At 44.1% G+C, this 16949-nt stretch carries 17 protein-coding genes; 14 read left to right on the plus strand and 3 right to left on the minus strand.

The window, feature by feature from the left end:
- Positions 1-56: 56 nt before the first annotated feature.
- The gene (locus tag IEW05_RS22770) at positions 57-548 is read right to left on the minus strand and encodes a CcdC family protein (RefSeq protein WP_188542165.1); all 492 of its coding nucleotides are present in this window, start codon (positions 546-548) and stop codon (positions 57-59) included.
- A gap of 160 nt (positions 549-708) precedes the next feature.
- Here IEW05_RS22770 and IEW05_RS22775 point away from each other — a divergent pair, with 160 nt between their 5' ends.
- The 5 genes from IEW05_RS22775 to IEW05_RS22795 all read left to right on the plus strand — a co-directional run bounded on the left by IEW05_RS22775 (position 709) and on the right by IEW05_RS22795 (position 5373).
- Entirely contained in the window at positions 709-1770 is a 1062-nt protein-coding gene (locus tag IEW05_RS22775; RefSeq protein WP_188542166.1) for a lactonase family protein, read from the plus strand.
- Between the two features lie 404 nt (positions 1771-2174).
- Positions 2175-3245, plus strand: a complete 1071-nt coding sequence (locus IEW05_RS22780) for a sulfate ABC transporter substrate-binding protein (protein WP_188542167.1) — start codon at positions 2175-2177, stop codon at positions 3243-3245.
- A gap of 70 nt (positions 3246-3315) precedes the next feature.
- Positions 3316-4146, plus strand: a complete 831-nt coding sequence (cysT, locus tag IEW05_RS22785; protein WP_188542168.1) for a sulfate ABC transporter permease subunit CysT — start codon at positions 3316-3318, stop codon at positions 4144-4146.
- 101 nt (positions 4147-4247) lie between these two features.
- The gene (cysW, locus tag IEW05_RS22790; protein ID WP_188542169.1) at positions 4248-5108 is read left to right on the plus strand and encodes a sulfate ABC transporter permease subunit CysW; all 861 of its coding nucleotides are present in this window, start codon (positions 4248-4250) and stop codon (positions 5106-5108) included.
- 40 nt (positions 5109-5148) lie between these two features.
- Entirely contained in the window at positions 5149-5373 is a 225-nt protein-coding gene (locus tag IEW05_RS22795; protein ID WP_188542170.1) for a YezD family protein, read from the plus strand.
- Positions 5374-5514: 141 nt separating this feature from the next.
- Here IEW05_RS22795 and IEW05_RS22800 read toward each other — a convergent pair whose 3' ends face one another.
- Entirely contained in the window at positions 5515-6411 is an 897-nt protein-coding gene (locus tag IEW05_RS22800; protein WP_194434159.1) for a hypothetical protein, read from the minus strand.
- 185 nt (positions 6412-6596) lie between these two features.
- Here IEW05_RS22800 and IEW05_RS22805 point away from each other — a divergent pair, with 185 nt between their 5' ends.
- The 9 genes from IEW05_RS22805 (at position 6597) to IEW05_RS22845 (ending at position 15723) form a co-directional block, all read left to right on the plus strand.
- Entirely contained in the window at positions 6597-8132 is a 1536-nt protein-coding gene (locus IEW05_RS22805; protein ID WP_188542172.1) for an NAD(P)H-hydrate dehydratase, read from the plus strand.
- A gap of 106 nt (positions 8133-8238) precedes the next feature.
- Positions 8239-8796, plus strand: coding sequence for an NADPH-dependent FMN reductase (gene ssuE / locus IEW05_RS22810; RefSeq protein WP_188542173.1), 558 nt, complete (start codon positions 8239-8241; stop codon positions 8794-8796).
- Positions 8797-8819: 23 nt separating this feature from the next.
- The gene (locus IEW05_RS22815) at positions 8820-9422 is read left to right on the plus strand and encodes a P-loop nucleotide/nucleoside kinase family protein (RefSeq protein WP_188542174.1); all 603 of its coding nucleotides are present in this window, start codon (positions 8820-8822) and stop codon (positions 9420-9422) included.
- 207 nt (positions 9423-9629) lie between these two features.
- On the plus strand, positions 9630-10334 hold the full coding sequence (locus IEW05_RS22820) for a response regulator transcription factor (RefSeq protein WP_188542175.1): 705 nt from the start codon (positions 9630-9632) through the stop codon (positions 10332-10334).
- Positions 10264-11724: a sensor histidine kinase gene (locus IEW05_RS22825; RefSeq protein WP_229753688.1), complete on the plus strand. Its 1461-nt coding sequence runs from the start codon at positions 10264-10266 to the stop codon at positions 11722-11724. Before IEW05_RS22820 ends, IEW05_RS22825 begins: the two co-directional genes overlap by 71 nt.
- Positions 11725-11812: 88 nt before the next feature.
- Positions 11813-12346 (plus strand): hypothetical protein, encoded by a 534-nt coding sequence (locus IEW05_RS22830; protein WP_188542176.1) that lies wholly within the window; start codon positions 11813-11815, stop codon positions 12344-12346.
- 27 nt (positions 12347-12373) lie between these two features.
- Positions 12374-13522 (plus strand): putative lipid II flippase FtsW, encoded by a 1149-nt coding sequence (gene ftsW / locus IEW05_RS22835; RefSeq protein WP_308420467.1) that lies wholly within the window; start codon positions 12374-12376, stop codon positions 13520-13522.
- A gap of 10 nt (positions 13523-13532) precedes the next feature.
- Complete coding sequence (locus IEW05_RS22840; protein ID WP_188542178.1) at positions 13533-14657, plus strand: FtsW/RodA/SpoVE family cell cycle protein; 1125 nt, start codon at positions 13533-13535, stop codon at positions 14655-14657.
- 37 nt (positions 14658-14694) lie between these two features.
- Entirely contained in the window at positions 14695-15723 is a 1029-nt protein-coding gene (locus IEW05_RS22845) for an LCP family protein (RefSeq protein ID WP_188542179.1), read from the plus strand.
- A 78-nt stretch (positions 15724-15801) separates the two neighbouring features.
- Here IEW05_RS22845 and IEW05_RS22850 read toward each other — a convergent pair whose 3' ends face one another.
- Positions 15802-16842, minus strand: coding sequence for a S66 peptidase family protein (locus IEW05_RS22850; protein WP_188542180.1), 1041 nt, complete (start codon positions 16840-16842; stop codon positions 15802-15804).
- Positions 16843-16949: the final 107 nt, after the last annotated feature.

Genomic DNA, 16949 nt, shown 5'->3' on the forward strand with positions numbered 1-16949 from the left:
CCGGCAGCTGAGAGTAGCCTGTTGGATAACCTATTGTTAATATATTGGTTCAAGAGTTAATTCATGCGAGCAGAATCGGTAATCTTGTGGTATTCTTTCAGCATAAACAAACGCCAGCGTAAGATCATACCGAATGCTAAGATGAAGAATACGGATCCCGTCTGTAATACAGTGATATATTGTTCTACGACCTCATGTAGGGCTAATCTTACTACAAGCAGTCCAATCAGAATATAGGCGAATCCTCGTGAGCGTTTGGCATATACTTGTCCGTCAAGAACTTCAAAGTGAGTGCTGCGGATGAGCGGGTAAGAGAAGAGTAATGCTCCTACTACAAAGGCGGTTAGCCCCCAAAGGATCGGAATGTGCATTTCGGGTGCGACGAACATGAAGAACCCCGTCGACATACCGAGAGGTGGGATGATAATCCCTTTGATGGTCACGGGTCTACGGCTTGCTTTGAGCCGGATAAAGAGTGTCATTACAGCCATAATGAGCGCTCCTACAGTAACAATAACGGGTATATAAGAGGAATGTAGAAAATTCATAATTTGGCCCCCTTCTCTTTATGTAATAGAATAGACATAACATTAGTTTAGCTAGAACATTATAACATAATCGCCTTTTGAAATATAAAAATTCAGGAAAAGTGTGATTAAGGTGGAGTTTTAAATAAAATTATATGTAGCATGAGAGGGGATTGAGAAAATGAATAACCAAAGAGGCAATGATGAATTACTACTGTATGTTGGGTCGTATGCGTTACAAGATGAACCTAGTATTTATCAATGCAAACTAGACCGCAATACAGGGGAACTTACATTGATTGATAGTTTCGCGGGTATCCTTAATCCATCATTTCTTGTGGGTAATCAGGATGGAAACAGATTATATTCAATTAGTGAATCTGCTCAAGGTGCAGTGGCGGCCTATGCGATCCATCCAGAAAGCGGTAAGTTGTCGGAGCTTGGCATGAAGGAGTTGGAGGGGGCAGATCCTTGTTATCTTACCCTTTCTTCAACAGGATACATATTGATAGCGCATTATTCTAGCGGTCATCTGAATACCTTCGCTCTGGATACCGATGGTGCACTCGCTGAGATGGTTTCACAGATACAGCATGTTGGAGGCAGTGGTGCGGTTAGTGATCGTCAGGAAGCAGCTCATGCCCATAGCATTGTAGTGAATCAAGAAGGAACCTATGCCTATGTCTCCGACTTAGGTCAGGATAAGATCGTAATCTATCGACTTGAGGATGGTAAACTTCAGGCGAGTGGTCATGTGGAGCTTCCTCCTGGCTCCGGTCCAAGGCATTTCGTTATTCGGGAATCAGGAAATACTGCATATGGTATTAATGAGCTGAATAATTCAATAACAACGTATAACTATAATTCAATAGATGGTGATCTTGAGATCGTTCAGCATATAAGTACACTACCTGAGGGCTTCATTGGGGAAAGCTATCCAGCAGATATTCACCTATCACCAGATGGACGTTATATTTACGGGTCTAATCGTGGGCATGACAGCATCGTGCGTTTTGCTATTGATTCCACAACGGGTCTGCTTAGTGAGCCTGTATGGAGTGAAGCTGGAGGGAAATGGCCACGCAATTTCGCCGTGCTGGAGGATTATGTGCTCGTAGCTAATCAGAATAGCAACAATATTGCTGTATTTAAGCGAGATGGTGATACAGGCATGCTTACAGCAACAGGTAGCGGACTTACGCTAGATAAACCTGTTTGTATCGAACCTATATATGGCAAGTGAGTGTAGGCATTAATCATATGGGCCACCAATCTATGTAAGGAAAAACAATGAGAATAACCTCTGAAGTCGCTATTCCAGTGACCTTGGAGGTTATTTTGTTTGGTTTGATTGAATGGCATTTATAAGCAATACTTATGCGAATTTCATTTTTTTTACAAAAAAGGTTTGACAACAAAACGGGCTGCATATAGAATATCACCATAGCATACTAAACAGGTAGGAATAATTACAGAAAGTTCTAACCGTACGGACGGAGGAACGCTCTACTTGCCAAGGCAGACACGGGGTAGTGGCTCGGTTTGACCGTAAGGTGGGAGGGGTGTTTCTCCGTTTTTCTGTAGAGGTATAACCCTTTCTGTGAACCATGTTTGGATAATGATAAAGAGAGTATGGGGAGTGATACGATGAAAAAGGTGTTGAAGCAAGGGGTTCTGTTGAGTTTGGTTCTGGCTATGTCCATGGTTGTAGGAGCATGTGGGAATGAAAAGAAGAACGACGCAGCGAACGCGGCTCCCAATACGACGGGGAGTGGCGAGAAGCTAAAAGACATCGAAATATTGAATGTATCTTATGACCCGACACGTGAACTTTACGAGAAATATAACAAAGCATTTGCAGAACATTGGCTCAAGGAAAAAGGTCAGAAGGTAACCATTAAGCAATCGCATGGCGGTTCGGGTAAGCAGGGAAGAGCGGTTATTGACGGCTTGGAGGCCGATGTTGTGACATTGGCTCTTGGATATGATATTGATGCCATTCAACAAAGTGGACTTATAAATGAAGGTTGGCAGAAGAAAAATGATCTTAATAGCTCCCCGTATACCTCTACGATTGTTTTTCTCGTACGTAAGGGGAATCCAAAAGGGATTAAAGACTGGAATGATTTGATTAAAGATGGTGTTGAGGTTATTACCCCAAACCCACAAACTTCAGGCGGAGCACGTTGGAATTATTTAGCCGCATGGGGTTATGCATTGCACCAGAACAACAATGACGAGGAAAAAGCAAAGGAATTTGTGAAGGAGTTATACAAACACGTTCCTGTTCTGGATAGTGGTGCTCGTGGAGCGACGACAACATTTGTAGAACGTGGTTTAGGCGATGTATTACTAGCTTGGGAGAATGAAGCGTGGTTATCGGTTAAGGAGCTTGGACCGGATAAATTCGATATTATATACCCTTCTGAAAGTATTCTAGCCGAACCTCCGGTAGCTGTCGTAGATAAAGTTGTTGATAAACGAGGAACTCGTGAAGTATCGGAGGCTTATTTGAAATATTTATATTCAGAGGAAGGCCAAACAATCGCAGCTGAGAATTATTACCGACCTACGTTAGAAAGCGTAAAGACCAAATTTGCTGATCAGTTCCCTGACATTAAGTTGTTTACGATTGATGAGTTTGGGGGCTGGTCCGAGGCGCAGCCGAAGCATTTTAGTGACGGAGGAATATTCACTCAGATTTATGCGCCTAAATAACCGACCGTAAAAAACGGAGGTGCATCCCTACATCCGGTGTAGGGATGCTATTGGGAAAGGATGAAAGTTTATGCTCGGTACTACGACAAAGCGCGGGGTGTTACCCGGCTTCGGATTGACTATGGGATACAGTGTTCTTTATCTCAGTCTGGTAGTGTTGATTCCACTGTCTGCGTTGCTGTTAAATTCTACGGGACTTACCTTGGGGAAATTCTGGGATATTGCCACAGACCCGCGAGTCCTTGCTTCGTTTAAAGTTAGCTTTCTGACCGCTGCAGCGGCAGGGTTGATTGACGCGGTACTGGGTCTACTACTCGCATGGGTGCTTGTGAGATATGACTTTCCGGGGAAAGGCATCTTTGATGCGATGATTGACCTTCCATTTGCGCTTCCTACTGCGGTTGCAGGGGTAGCACTAACGGCGATATATTCTTCCAATGGCTGGATTGGCTCATTGTTTGAGCCTTTGGGGATTAAAATCGCTTTTTCACCTATTGGTATTACGCTTGCACTTATGTTTATTGGTATTCCGTTTGTCGTCCGTACGGTTCAACCTGTGTTACAGGATCTGGATGCTGAAGTGGAGGAAGCAGCGGCTACGCTGGGAGCAAGTCGGTTTCGTACTTTCCGTTCCGTGCTATTTCCGGAGCTATTGCCACCCCTTTTGACTGGGTTTGCTCTGGCCTTCGCGCGTGGAATTGGGGAGTATGGATCCGTTGTCTTCATATCAGGTAACATGCCGATGAGAACAGAGATTGCTCCACTACTAATCATGTCGAAGCTGGAACAGTTCGATTATGCAGGAGCAACTGCCGTAGCTTTATTGTTGTTGCTGATCTCATTCGTGTTACTGCTGCTTATAAACTCACTACAGCGCCGCTTCCGCAAAACAGCACGCTAGGGACAGGGGGCAGGAACCTTGTCCCAGTCGATCCCAAAGTTGATGGGACATAAGGGGCCTCAGGTTAAGTTGGATATGACGATGAACGGAGGATACTAAACATGGCAGGATCTGTACCTTTAGCTTCAAATAAACCCTCCACCGCAAGAAATCGGGTGGTGTCGGAATCTAAGGTTGTAAAGTGGACGTTGATTGGAGCTGCTGTGTTAGTGCTGCTCTGGTTGATTGTGCTGCCACTCGCTATCGTTCTGACGGAAGCCCTGAAGAAGGGTTGGGGGGTATATGTAGAGGCCATTTCGAATCCCGATGCTTTATCCGCATTGAGGCTTACGTTACTGGTTGCCTTAGTTACAGTACCACTTAATACGATATTCGGTGTGGCAGCGGCATGGGCGATTACGAAGTTTAAATTTCGTGGTAAAGGGATCTTGGTGACCTTGATCGACTTACCATTCGCCGTTTCGCCTGTCATTGGGGGACTGATTTATGTACTTGTCTACGGGGCACATGGTTGGTTCGGACCTTGGTTGCAGGCACATGATTTGAAGGTCATATTTGCCCTTCCAGGAATTATACTGGCAACATTATTTGTTACTTTTCCATTCGTGGCAAGGGAGCTTATTCCATTGATGGAGGATCAAGGTCAGCAAGAGGAAGAAGCGGCAGTCACACTTGGGGCGCGTGGATTTCGGATTTTCTGGAAAGTGACGTTACCTAATATTAAATGGGGATTGTTATACGGCATCATTTTATGTAATGCGAGAGCAATGGGGGAATTTGGAGCCGTGTCCGTTGTATCAGGGCATATCCGGGGAGAGACCAATACACTTCCGTTGCATGTGGAGATTTTATATAACGAGTATCAGTTCTCCGCGTCATTTGCGGTATCATCGTTACTATTGCTATTAGCGCTTGTAACCTTGCTACTGAAGAACTGGTTCACTCGTAAGAGTCATCGTTAGATTGCTTGAACTGAATCGCCAAAGGGAGGGAGATTGCAGTATGGCAAAACCATTACATGTAGATAGCGTATGGCTGGAGCGGATCGCTGGAATGTTGAATGAGATGGAATTCGGATCGTTAAACATTATCGTTCATGAAGGGCAAATTGTTCAAGTGGAACGTACGGAACGGAAGCGTTATGAGATCGGTCAATCTAGTTCCGTTAAGTCACCTGGCCAGTTACGAAATGCCGTTAAGCCTTTGCGCGGATCAGGGTCGAGATAGATAAAGTAAACTGAAGATAGCAAAAGCTGAACTTAAATACCCCGATTTCTAGTTGTACCTGGCTACAGAGCCTGGTTTGCTAGGTAATCGGGGTATTTGCAGGTCTAGGTAGATAAAGTGGGACAAGAAACCTGTCCCAGTCTACTCTATCCGTGGCTCTTCATCTGTGCGTTCGATCAATAGTGGATTTTCTTTATCTTGAACATAGTGACCGACATAAGGACGGGATTTCCGCGGTTTGCTCCCTGCTAGAGTAAAGCCCGACAAGAAGAGTAGCACCTGTGCTCCAAGAATATATGGAGCCAATTCTAAATTAATTGTATGGAGCATGCCGAGTAGAGCGATGAAGATAGACAGGGTCCAGAGTAATGCAGATCCTTCTGTTCTTCTTCGGCCACCCATCAGTGCAGGATAGAGAACTATAAGAGAGAAGAGGACGGATGCGAAGCTTGTCCAGCTATTCAGAAGTGTTAGACCACTATTGGCAGTCGCCATTCTGGAAATCTCAATGAGTTGAAATAGCCAACATAAGCAAAAGAATAGAGCTAATGCGAATAGAAAAGGAATTATAGGACGGATTTGCTGCCAAAATGACAGCCCCCATCCAGGACGTTCCATTCCATTCAATAATGTCTCTCTTTCTTCAATTAAATGTTCACTTTCCCGTTCTAATGTTTTCTGTAGTAATGAGAGACGAGTTGGGTCCTGATCATGGATATAAGCTCCAATTTGCGTTAGTAGGTCAGCGGTAACATACGGAGCTGCACGGCATGCAAGCAGTTTATCACTCAGTAGTTCCTGTTCGTTAGGTGAGTCTCCAATCCTATTGACCTCTCGCATCAGTGGCCCAGCAGCAGCGGAGTACAATTCCAAACTGTATCTGAGATGATCTAGTCGGGAGCGTTCTCGTCGTGAAGTCTTGCGCTCGGATGCGACATATAAACCAAGAAATAGTGACAGCGCAAGGAAGGAGGTTAATACTGTCCTCTCGTGTTGCTGAAGCCAGGTTATCCATTCCGAAAGTGACACTCTGATCACCCTTTCGATTTTCCTTTCTCCACTATTACATACGTCTGGGGCGTATTTCAAGACTCTATGAAGATTTATAGCTCATGAAACACAGAATTTATGAGAGGATCAGATAGAATTGCCTCATGATGATAATTATAATAAAGGAAGAGGATGGGAAATTATTGTAGGGTAATAGATGTGGAGGAGCAGAGATGAAGATTGTAACTTCGGACCAAATGCGGGAAATAGATCGATACACAATTCAGGAGTTAGGAATTCCCGCTGCCTCATTAATGGAGAATGCAGGGCGGGCAATTGCTGAAGAGGTACTGAGATTTAAGGGGGATACGAACTGCGATCGCTGGCTGCTATTCGTTGGCAAAGGAAACAATGGTGGGGATGGGATCGTCTGTGCACGACATTTAAAGGATGCAGGCATGCAGGTTACTCTTCTATATGCGGAGTCCCCAGAGACACTAACTGGAGAAGCTGCTTTGCAGTACCGTATCGCGAAAGCGCTTGGTTTGCCTTGTTTGATATATTCACCTGAACAGACAATTGAGTTCAACGATTACACTGGAATTGTGGATGCTTTGCTTGGTACGGGGGCAAAGGGAGCTCCATGCGGTGTCTATGCTTCCTTAATTAAGGAAGCGAACGACAGCGGACTCCCGATTATAGCAGCCGATATCCCTAGTGGGTTGGATGCCGATACGGGCGTTGTTCACGATCCATGCATCCGCGCCCGGATTACAGTTAGTCTCGCCTTTCTTAAGGCGGGGCTAACGCAGTATCCGGGGGCGAAAGTGGCAGGAGAAGTGATCGTTCGCTATATCGGTATTCCGAACGTGCTCCCGCCGGGAATGGCGGGGACGGGCACGGTGTTGACCGAGGAGACGCTGCGCGGCGAACTCGGAGTTGATGTGGACCGTCCGAGAGAGGAGGACGGTCATAAGGGCACTTACGGGCACGTGCTGTTGGCCGCAGGCAGCTTGCCGATGAGCGGGGCCGGCCTGCTGGCAGCGAAAGCTGCGCTGCGCGCGGGCTGTGGGCTCGCGACATGGGCGCTGCCTGCGGCCTTGCTGCCGCATGTCGTCGGCACCGTGCCCGAGCTTATGCTGGCGCCGGTCGCAGGTAGCGGCACCGGCGCATGGGAAGAGGCCGCAGCAGACGAAGTGGTGCGGCTCCTGGCAGCGCGGGATGTGCTCGCCGTCGGCCCGGGGCTGGGCCGCTTCCCGGGCGAGAACGACTTCCTGCGCGCCTTGTGGGAGGGCACTACGCGTCCCCTGGTGGTGGACGCAGATGCCCTGAACATGCTCGCCGCAGGTGACGGCCTTGCGGCGTGGACCCGCCGGGATTCGGCGGCGACGATCCTGACGCCGCATCCCGGCGAGATGGCCCGACTGGCCGGTCTCACGACGGCCGAGGTGCAGCGGGACCGCATCGGTCTTGCGCGCCGCTTTGCCACCGAGCACGGCGTAACGCTCGTGCTTAAAGGTGCGCGTACAGTAATTGCCGCCGCCGATGGGCGCTACTTCGTGAATTACACGGGCCATCCTGGCATGGCAACCGGCGGTTCGGGCGACGTACTCACCGGGTTGATCGCGGGGCTGTTAGCCCAAGGTTTAGACGCCGTTCAAGCGGCTGCACTTGGCGTATACCTGCACGGTCTGGCAGGCGAACGTGCCGCCACCAAACGCTTCAATCCTGCTTCGTTGCTAGCTGGAGATATTATCGAGGCACTGTGAGTAGGTTGTCGAATAATTGACAGGAAAATAAATTATTGATAGCATCAATTTAAAGTATAGTGGATTAATCGGATTTTTTTCTAAAACGAAAAGGGAGCGTGTCATCATGCCAAAAGCTACGATAATCAATGGCAGTCCAACGCCGGGGTCTCGGTTGACGGCTGTTATATCTTTAACTAGTGAGTTACTCATCAAAGAAGGCTACGAAGTGGACCACGTTAACGTGGGAGAACTTCCGCCCGGAGATTTGATACATACCAAATTCGAAAGTGAGGCCATTGTCAAAGCGAATGCGTTGGTGGCCGGGGCTGATGTAGTTATTGTGGCTAGTCCGGTATATAAAGCTTCATACACGGGTGTCTTGAAGACATTTTTGGACCTCATTCCGGAAAAGGGTCTGGCTGGCAAGGTTATTTTGCCGCTCTTCATTGGGGGTAGCCTTGCACACCTACTTTCGATCGATTATTCTCTCAAGCCAGTACTATCTGCACTAGGTGCAAGGTATATTTTGGGGGGAGTCTATACTGTAGATTCCCAGGTAGCCCGGACAGAAGAGGGTGGCTTCGACATTTCAGAGGAACTAGTAGGAAGACTAGAGGACAATGTGAAGGAACTGGCCGATGAAACCAAGCGTCGCCTTCATTATGCTTCGTTGGCTGAATAAGACAGAGGGGGATTATAATAACGATGCAGAAATTAGTGTTTTTTGTAGGGGTTGCTGGGACAGGTAAAACAACGGTTGCCCGGGGATTGGCTACACGTATGCAAGCGGCCTTTTTGGACAGGGATACCGTTGGGGGTAGATTTGTTGAGAAGATGTTGGAAATGAACGGGCTAGATGTAAATGACCGCGATTCCGACTTTTATAAGAAGCACCTTCGCGATTTAGAGTATGATACGACCAAAGACATTTGCATTGAGAACCTAGCCGCAGGTCAGAATGTATTTATGATTTCGCCTTTCACAGCTGAGTTGAAGAATAAGGCATGGATTGAAGAAGTCATTTCTGCAGCGGGACTTACCAAGCAGGAAGTGGATGTTAAGGTCATCGCTGTTACTCTGTCCGACATGGAAACGCAGCGTCAACGTATTGTGGACAGACAAACTGAACGTGACACGTACAAGCTTGAGCATTGGGATGACTTTAAGCAACGAGTTCAATTTGTACCGGACATTAACTGGGATATTCCTTCGTCCTCGATTCTTGTATTCGATAATAGCGGCGATTTGACGGAAGAGAAGCTCGAAAGCGTGTATCAGTTTGTGAATGGCTCGGACAGCAGTAAGTAAGATAGCTGAGGATTTGATCATAATAAATGGGATCATAATAAATGACGCATAAACTGACTTCAGTGAATGCGTCATTTTTAGGTTGTTGGCGGATTTTGACAAGTGAATCAATTTAGAGTAGTATCCACACCTGATGTGGCTCTCTCTTTATTGGGGGGGAGCCATCTTTATATTTTATTGCTAAGGATCAATTTGGAGGGGGATATCTTGGATACTCATATTCGTAATCAAATTCTTCTTGTTGAAGACGACGATAATATAAGACGGTTTATAACGATTCATTTAACAAGTAATGGATTTGTGGTGAATGAAGCTGCATTAGGAGCAGAAGCTTTATTGAGCTTTGAATTGAGCCGACCTGATATCGTTGTTCTGGACATTATGCTACCTGATACGGATGGATTTGAGATCTGTAGGAAGCTAAGAGAGAAGGACCCTGCGATTATCATCGTCTTTTTAACTGCACGGGGACAGGACCTAGATAAGATCAAAGGACTTGAAATCGGTGCTGACGATTATATTGTTAAGCCATTTAATCCTTTAGAACTTGTAGCAAGAATCAAAGCGATTTTACGTCGAACAAATATTGCCATACAACCGCCAAGGATAGTCCTGCAATCAGGTCCAATTCGGATGGATTTGAATTCAAATCAGCTATTTAAACATGATGTTTGTATTGAGTTCACACCGAAGGAATTCCTCATGATGAGAACTTTTCTAGAACATCCCAATACGGCATTATCTAGGAATGAATTGTTGAATCTCGTATGGGGCGAAGACTACATTGGAGATCCTAAAACGGTAGATGTCCATGTGCGAAAGCTAAGAGAGAAGATTGAAGATGACAGCTCAAATCCTTATTGGATTGAGACAGTATGGGGCTTGGGGTACCGCTGGAGGAAGGACGGATGAAAAAATGGGTATCCAGAAAAGATTAGTCGGAAGTTATGTAATCGTCATTACCCTCACGGTGCTCATTCTTGAGATTTTTCTCATTTTTTCGGTGAGATATTATTATTTGCATAACGTAGAACGGACCCTATGGAATCAGGCAGAATTATCCGCTTCCTTTTTTCAGCAATATTTTACGGGTGAAGATTTAGAGAAACAATCAGATCGATTGTTGAAAGGATTTGCCCACAATTCCGACGCACAAGTTCAGATTATTCTTCCAACGGGACGACTTCTGCAAGACTCTACTGGACTGCCGGATAACAACATCATGGTTGGGCATACAGATGTACAAGAAGCTATCCAAGGGACACCTAGTACATGGAAAGGGAAGATTTCCTCAACTCAAGAAGATATATTAGCGGTCTCTTTTCCCTTACAGACAAATGGTAATACCGTGGGAGTAGTCAGGTTTGTTACTTCGCTAACTGAAACTTTAAATACGGTTCATCGAATTACGGTCATTCTTGTCGGTGTTGGATTACTTGTGATTGGGATTGTTACTGTGCTCGGATTCGTGTTGTCCTGGACGATTACGAGATCTATTAGGGACCTTAAGCGAGCGGCAGACCGAATGTCTGAGGGAGATTTCAGCATCAAACTCCGTAAGCGCTATCAGGATGAACTAGGCTCTCTCGCAGATACGTTAAATATGATGGCTGAAAGAATATTGAAAAGTGAACATCTTAAGAATGATTTCATTTCCTCGGTATCCCATGAACTGCGTACTCCATTAACGTCGATTAAGGGCTGGGTTATTACGTTGAAATCGAATGGAGTTGAAGACAAGCCTTTACTTCTTGAGGGACTTGAGATTATTGATTCGGAAAGTGACAGGTTAACGCATATGGTGGATGAACTTTTAGATTTTTCTAAGATGGATAACGGAAGAATTGTCATGCACTTCGCACCTGTTCATCTACCAGAATTACTAGATCATATTTGTAGACAACTGGCTCCAAGGGCAGAAAGGCAAGGGATTTCACTCGAAATTGAAATGGATAACAATATTCCAGTTATTCAAGCTGACGAGAATCGTATGAAGCAAGTATTTATTAATATTATGGATAACTCACTTAAATTTACTACCCCTTCCGGTCGAATCCTTGTTCACGCTCATACTTCTCCTGGACAAATTGTTATCACTATTACGGATACAGGTTCTGGAATCGCAGAGAGGGATTTAGAATATGTGCTGCAAAAGTTCTACAAAGCAAATCAATATGCTTCTGGCAGTGGTTTGGGTCTTTCCATATCCGATCAGATCATTAGACTGCATCATGGAGAATTACGTATAACCAGTGAGGTAGGTAAGGGAACGACGGTCTCTATCTATCTTCCGACAAAATAATCGAAATTTAACTATTTCATAACCACTTTGTTCTCTTGCAAAGATAGAATAGTACTTAATCGTGACAAGCGAGGAGTAGGATATCAGTATGTTCAACAAGCTCATTAGCGTAGGGATGATGTTGATTACAATTGTATTGGTTGGAGGATGTGGGATTCCGGTAACCCCGACCGATATGATTAAGCCTCCAATAGCTGAGGGGAGTATTCAACGAGATAAAATAAGCCATGAACTTATCAAATTACTTCCTGACGAAGTTCAATTGTTAGCTCCCATGCAAGGAAAGTTGGGCAATGATATCTCATTCGGAGATATGGACGGAGACGGTATCAATGAAGCTGTCGTTGTGTATGAAGAGAGCAAAGCGACAGGTAAATTGTTAAAAGCGGCATTGTTCCAGCAGCATAATGAGGAATGGCGGATTATCTCGCAAGTCGAGGGTTTTGGTTATGGTTTGGAGTATGCTGGATTTCCGGATATCAATCATGATGGTCGATCCGAGCTAGTACTAGGCTGGTCATTAGGGGAGGCCGGAGGTGGCCTAGATGTATATGGGTTTAGCGGTGATGAGTTGAAGTTGTTATCTAGGGAAGATTACCACGGCAAGCTCGATCTTGAGTAATCATCCGTAAGGATTGTGGTTATCGAGATGGAGGTGTCCCATGATTTGAGCGGTAAAATAAGAGGTCGCCCTGATTTTCTCCTGCTTTTTTTGACTATTTTACTTGTTGGTAATGGGTTGATTATGATTTTTAGTGCCAGCTCTCACATGGCCTTAATAGAACACGATAATCCGTGGTATTACGTCATGAAACAAGGCGTATTTGCACTCATCGGGTTATTTGTGATGTTCACTTTTATGGGTATCCCATTTACTTGGTGGAAGAAGGCTGCGCCGAAACTCCTGCTGTTCTCCTTACTGGCGCTCATTCTCGTATTAATTGGGGGAGTGAACATAAATGGAGCGAGACGCTGGTTAGTTCTAGGTGGATTTAATTTTCAGCCGGCTGAGTTTACCAAGTTATCCATTATCGTATATTTGTCCGCAATAATAAGCAAAAAGGGTGAACGTATTCGAGAGTTTCGGAGAGGACTATTGCCGATTTTGGTGATGATTGTCATCATTCTGCTGCTTGTCATAAAACAGCCTGATTTCGGTACGATGTTAATTTTGTTCTTTATTGCTGTAGCGATCTTATTGATCGGTGGTATTGATCTTCGTCATCTTGTCATTCTTAGCTTGGGATTTATCCCAATAATAATTTATTTTGCGTTCAGTAAGAGTTATCGTCTCCAACGTCTCACCTCATTTCTAAATCCAATGGATAGCCCTCAAGGCTCAGGATATCAACTGATTCAGTCTCTGTATGCATTAGGACATGGAGGTCTTACAGGAGTAGGAATTGGACAAAGTGTACAAAAATTATTTTATCTGCCGGAGGCACATACCGATTTTATCTTTGCTGTGGTTGGTGAGGAATTAGGATTTGTAGGTACAGCTTTGCTCATTCTCATGTTTTTCTTGTTTATCTGGCGTGGATTTACAGCGGCGATAAGAAGTTACGATCCATTCGGTATTATGTTAGGAATAGGCATCATTATGATGATATTTATTCAATTCCTGTTGAATGTTGGAGCTGTAACTGGCATCTTGCCAATTACGGGAGTACCGCTTCCTTTTACTAGTTATGGAGGTTCTTCGCTTGTGTTGTGTTTAGCAAGTACCGGTATTCTACTCAGTATTTCAAGGGATAACAATCGAAGACGACAAGAAGCTACCAGAAATTCAACAAAATAGAGGTTGTTAAATGACTATCATCCGTAAAATCGCAAATCTAGATAAACTCGTACTATTTATTGTGTTGTGTCTTATTGCAATAGGTACCATTGCTATTTATGGAGCCACAACGGAGACCAATTTAGATGGTCTCCACATAACAAATTTATATCTATTCGGTGCATTTTGCATTCCAATGCTTCTGCTCGCATTGTTTGATTATCAAATTCTGCTAGGTAAGCTTTCCTACCTTTTCTATGGAATCGGCATCGGAATGCTAGTGCTCGTTAAGTTTACTGGAGAGAATATTAACGGTGCAGTTCGTTGGTTAAGTATTGGGCATTTCCAACTTCAACCCTCTGAAATAGCTAAAATCTGTACAGTAATGTTGGTTGCTCATGTATTGAGTAAGCGAGAGGGAGCGAAACTCCGTATTATTCAAGATTTATTGCCGGTTTGCCTTATTTTTATAATTCCGATCCTCTTAATCATGAAACAGCCAGATTTAGGTACAGCTCTTGTCTTTGTAGGCGTTCTGCTTAGTATGCTATGGATGGGGAATATTCGTTCATTATACATGGTACTATTCATAAGTATTATGGCTGTTACGATTGGTACTATTCTATGGTTGTACTATGCCAACTTTGAATTATTGTCCAAAGTTACAGAGCCCCACCAATTATCCAGAATTCAGACCTTTCTTGATCCAACTAGCGACCCCGATAAATCATGGCATGTTAAGAATGCGATCATTGCGATTGGTTCTGGAGGAATGACCGGAAGTGACGGATTTTTCTTGCGTAAAGGATATATCCCCTATGCCTATTCCGACTCGATTTATGTGGTCATAGGCGAGAAATATGGTTTTCTGGGTTCTGCGGTGTTGTTACTCCTCTTTTTTCTGCTCGTGTATCGTATGGTCCAGATCGTTATGGACAGTAGAGACCTTGGCGGATCTTACCTGGTTATCGGGCTGATGGGGATGTTCGTCTTTCAGATTTTCGTTAATATAGGCATGCACATAGGATTGGTACCACTGACGGGCATTTCATTACCTTTTATAAGTTATGGAGGTAGTTCACTGCTCAGCAATATGATTGCAATTGGTTTGGTGTTGAGTGTGAGCGTCCATAAAGACGAGATTCATTATATATAAATTTAAATCAGATAAATGTAATGAAGTGGAGGTAATTATGTCAGTCAAACCCAAGAGAATAGCAATTCGTAAAGTTGTACTGATCATGTCCCTTGTCATAGGCTCTCTGATCATCGGAGTAGGAATCTATGGCGGGTACATATATTATAAGGCGGATGCTGCGATTCAGCGGATAGCAGCTCCATCAGACCTTCAACAGAAAGATAAATTAGTTGATAATTCGTCTGAAGATGAAGAAAAGGAACCGATCCAACCGATGATCATGCTTCTAGCAGGAATCGATAGTCGGGACGGTGGTGCGGGCTTACTTAATACAGATGTTCTTATGCTTATAAGTTTTAATCCGCAAACGCATTCTGCTAGTATGTTATCTCTGCCGCGTGATTTGCTGCTCAAACCTAAATCATTACCTTCCCGTAAGGCAAACTTTTATTATGCCTATTACTCGATAAAGGACAAGTCAACAGCCATTTCTAACACAAAGCAGTTTTTTGGCGATTTGCTGGGGCTTCCGATTGATTATATGGTACTGGTGAACTTTGACGCCTTACGCCAAACGGTAGACACGCTTGGTGGTCTTGAAATCGATGTTGATATGGATATGAAATATAACGATTCTGTAGACGGAACTCATATCGATTTGAAAAAGGGATTGCAGATGCTCGATGGTAAACAAGTGCTTGATTTCGTACGGTATCGCAAATCAAATCAAGGAACCGGGGAATCCTCAGATTTTGCGCGTAACGATCGCCAGCAGCAAGTAATCAAGCAAATTACAGAAAAGTTGGGAGCATTCCAAAAGATATCCCAATGGGGGAAAGTAATTGATATCATTGGTGAGAATGTGAAGTCAGATATTCCTGAATCCGAGCTTCATCAATGGATTTATAATTTTCCCAAAATCAAACCGGATCAAATTCATTCCCTACAAATAGAGTCCCAATGGAAGAGTCCCTACGTGTACGTAAAGAAACAGGACCTGCAAATGGCTTTAGCTGCTCTACGAGATGAAGCAGGTGTCACTTCAGATCTGCCGATCAATTTGGAAGGTGTTGGCGGGATGTAGAAGTGAAATGACATAAATATAGCCTCCTAAAATTAAAAGATACTAATGTTAGGAGGCAACACGCTCTATTCTTTTCTTTTAACCTTGAAATGGGCTTTCCAATAGAATGATTTCTTCTGTTATAGGATTCAACTCTACCTGACAGCCCAACGGTAATATGAATTTGGGATCTGTATGTCCGAAATCACAATCCACGACGATAGGTATATGGTCAATGCCGAACTCATCTTTAATGATTTTCACGATCATCTCATGAAGCTCTTGCTTCTCCTCATCGCTATAGTCTTTGGGCCTTCCAAAAATGATTCCGTTAATTTTCGCGAATATTCCCTGCATACCATAATTCCGTAACATATATCCAACCTGCATCGGAGAAGGTTTTTCTTCCGAAGTTTCGAAGAATAGGATTTTATCTCTCCAGAAAGAATCACTTGGCCAATATACCGTTGATTTCATAAACTCTAATACTTCGATACAACCACCCCATAGAACTCCATGCTGGATGGAGTCTCCTTGCAAGAACGTCCATCCACTCTCATTACTATGAAACGGCAAACACTTACCTAACGTGTCCAAGTTACTCCAATCCTTATAACCATGGGTCCACATCTCAAATGGAGAGTAGCTATAAGGGAAACTATCGTTAAATAAAATGTCTTGTAAATGCTCGGTATATTCATTTGGAAGGTGCTTCATTTGAGCTAGGCCAGCCATTACAGAAGGTCCATAAAAAGTGACCATGCCTAATTGGTTTAAATAGGATAGAAACGTAGTTGCATCTGAAAAACCCATGATCAATTTGGGATTTGCTAGGATGGTTGTCGTATGCAAAAAGGGCAGTATTCTTACCGACTCATATCCACCAATTGAAGTAATGATTCCGTCAATGCTCTCATCCGCGAAACATCTATTTATATCATCTGCACGGATTTGCGGATTTTTATATAGCTCATCGGGAGACATTCTTGCCGTTGGCATCTCGATAACTTCTAGTCCCAAGATATCACGTAGATTCTTGATTCCAAGCTCATAAATGTCGGGGAACCAATAAGGTAGACCATTTGAAGGTGAAATTATGGCAATTTTTGAACCAGGTTTAAGTCGTTTGGGTTTTATCATTTTTCTGCCTCCCAGTCACGTTTATTAGAATATTACCATATTGTCGTAGAAACATTTCCACACCCTACCATCTTTTTTTGTGCAGCATATTTATTGTGATAAACTAG

Source organism: Paenibacillus segetis, from assembly GCF_014639155.1.
Taxonomy (GTDB): domain Bacteria; phylum Bacillota; class Bacilli; order Paenibacillales; family Paenibacillaceae; genus Fontibacillus; species Fontibacillus segetis.

Coding starts and splice junctions, on each gene's coding strand:
- IEW05_RS22845 (WP_188542179.1), top strand. CDS start 14,695: ATGTCAGTCAAACCCAAGAGAATAGCAATTCGTAAAGTTGTACTGATC.
- ftsW (WP_308420467.1), top strand. CDS start 12,374: ATGGAGGTGTCCCATGATTTGAGCGGTAAAATAAGAGGTCGCCCTGAT.
- IEW05_RS22840 (WP_188542178.1), top strand. CDS start 13,533: ATGACTATCATCCGTAAAATCGCAAATCTAGATAAACTCGTACTATTT.
- IEW05_RS22770 (WP_188542165.1), bottom strand. CDS start 548: ATGAATTTTCTACATTCCTCTTATATACCCGTTATTGTTACTGTAGGA.
- cysW (WP_188542169.1), top strand. CDS start 4,248: ATGGCAGGATCTGTACCTTTAGCTTCAAATAAACCCTCCACCGCAAGA.
- ssuE (WP_188542173.1), top strand. CDS start 8,239: ATGCCAAAAGCTACGATAATCAATGGCAGTCCAACGCCGGGGTCTCGG.
- IEW05_RS22815 (WP_188542174.1), top strand. CDS start 8,820: ATGCAGAAATTAGTGTTTTTTGTAGGGGTTGCTGGGACAGGTAAAACA.
- IEW05_RS22780 (WP_188542167.1), top strand. CDS start 2,175: ATGAAAAAGGTGTTGAAGCAAGGGGTTCTGTTGAGTTTGGTTCTGGCT.
- IEW05_RS22825 (WP_229753688.1), top strand. CDS start 10,264: ATGACAGCTCAAATCCTTATTGGATTGAGACAGTATGGGGCTTGGGGT.
- IEW05_RS22830 (WP_188542176.1), top strand. CDS start 11,813: ATGTTCAACAAGCTCATTAGCGTAGGGATGATGTTGATTACAATTGTA.
- IEW05_RS22850 (WP_188542180.1), bottom strand. CDS start 16,842: ATGATAAAACCCAAACGACTTAAACCTGGTTCAAAAATTGCCATAATT.
- IEW05_RS22775 (WP_188542166.1), top strand. CDS start 709: ATGAATAACCAAAGAGGCAATGATGAATTACTACTGTATGTTGGGTCG.
- cysT (WP_188542168.1), top strand. CDS start 3,316: ATGCTCGGTACTACGACAAAGCGCGGGGTGTTACCCGGCTTCGGATTG.
- IEW05_RS22805 (WP_188542172.1), top strand. CDS start 6,597: ATGAAGATTGTAACTTCGGACCAAATGCGGGAAATAGATCGATACACA.
- IEW05_RS22795 (WP_188542170.1), top strand. CDS start 5,149: ATGGCAAAACCATTACATGTAGATAGCGTATGGCTGGAGCGGATCGCT.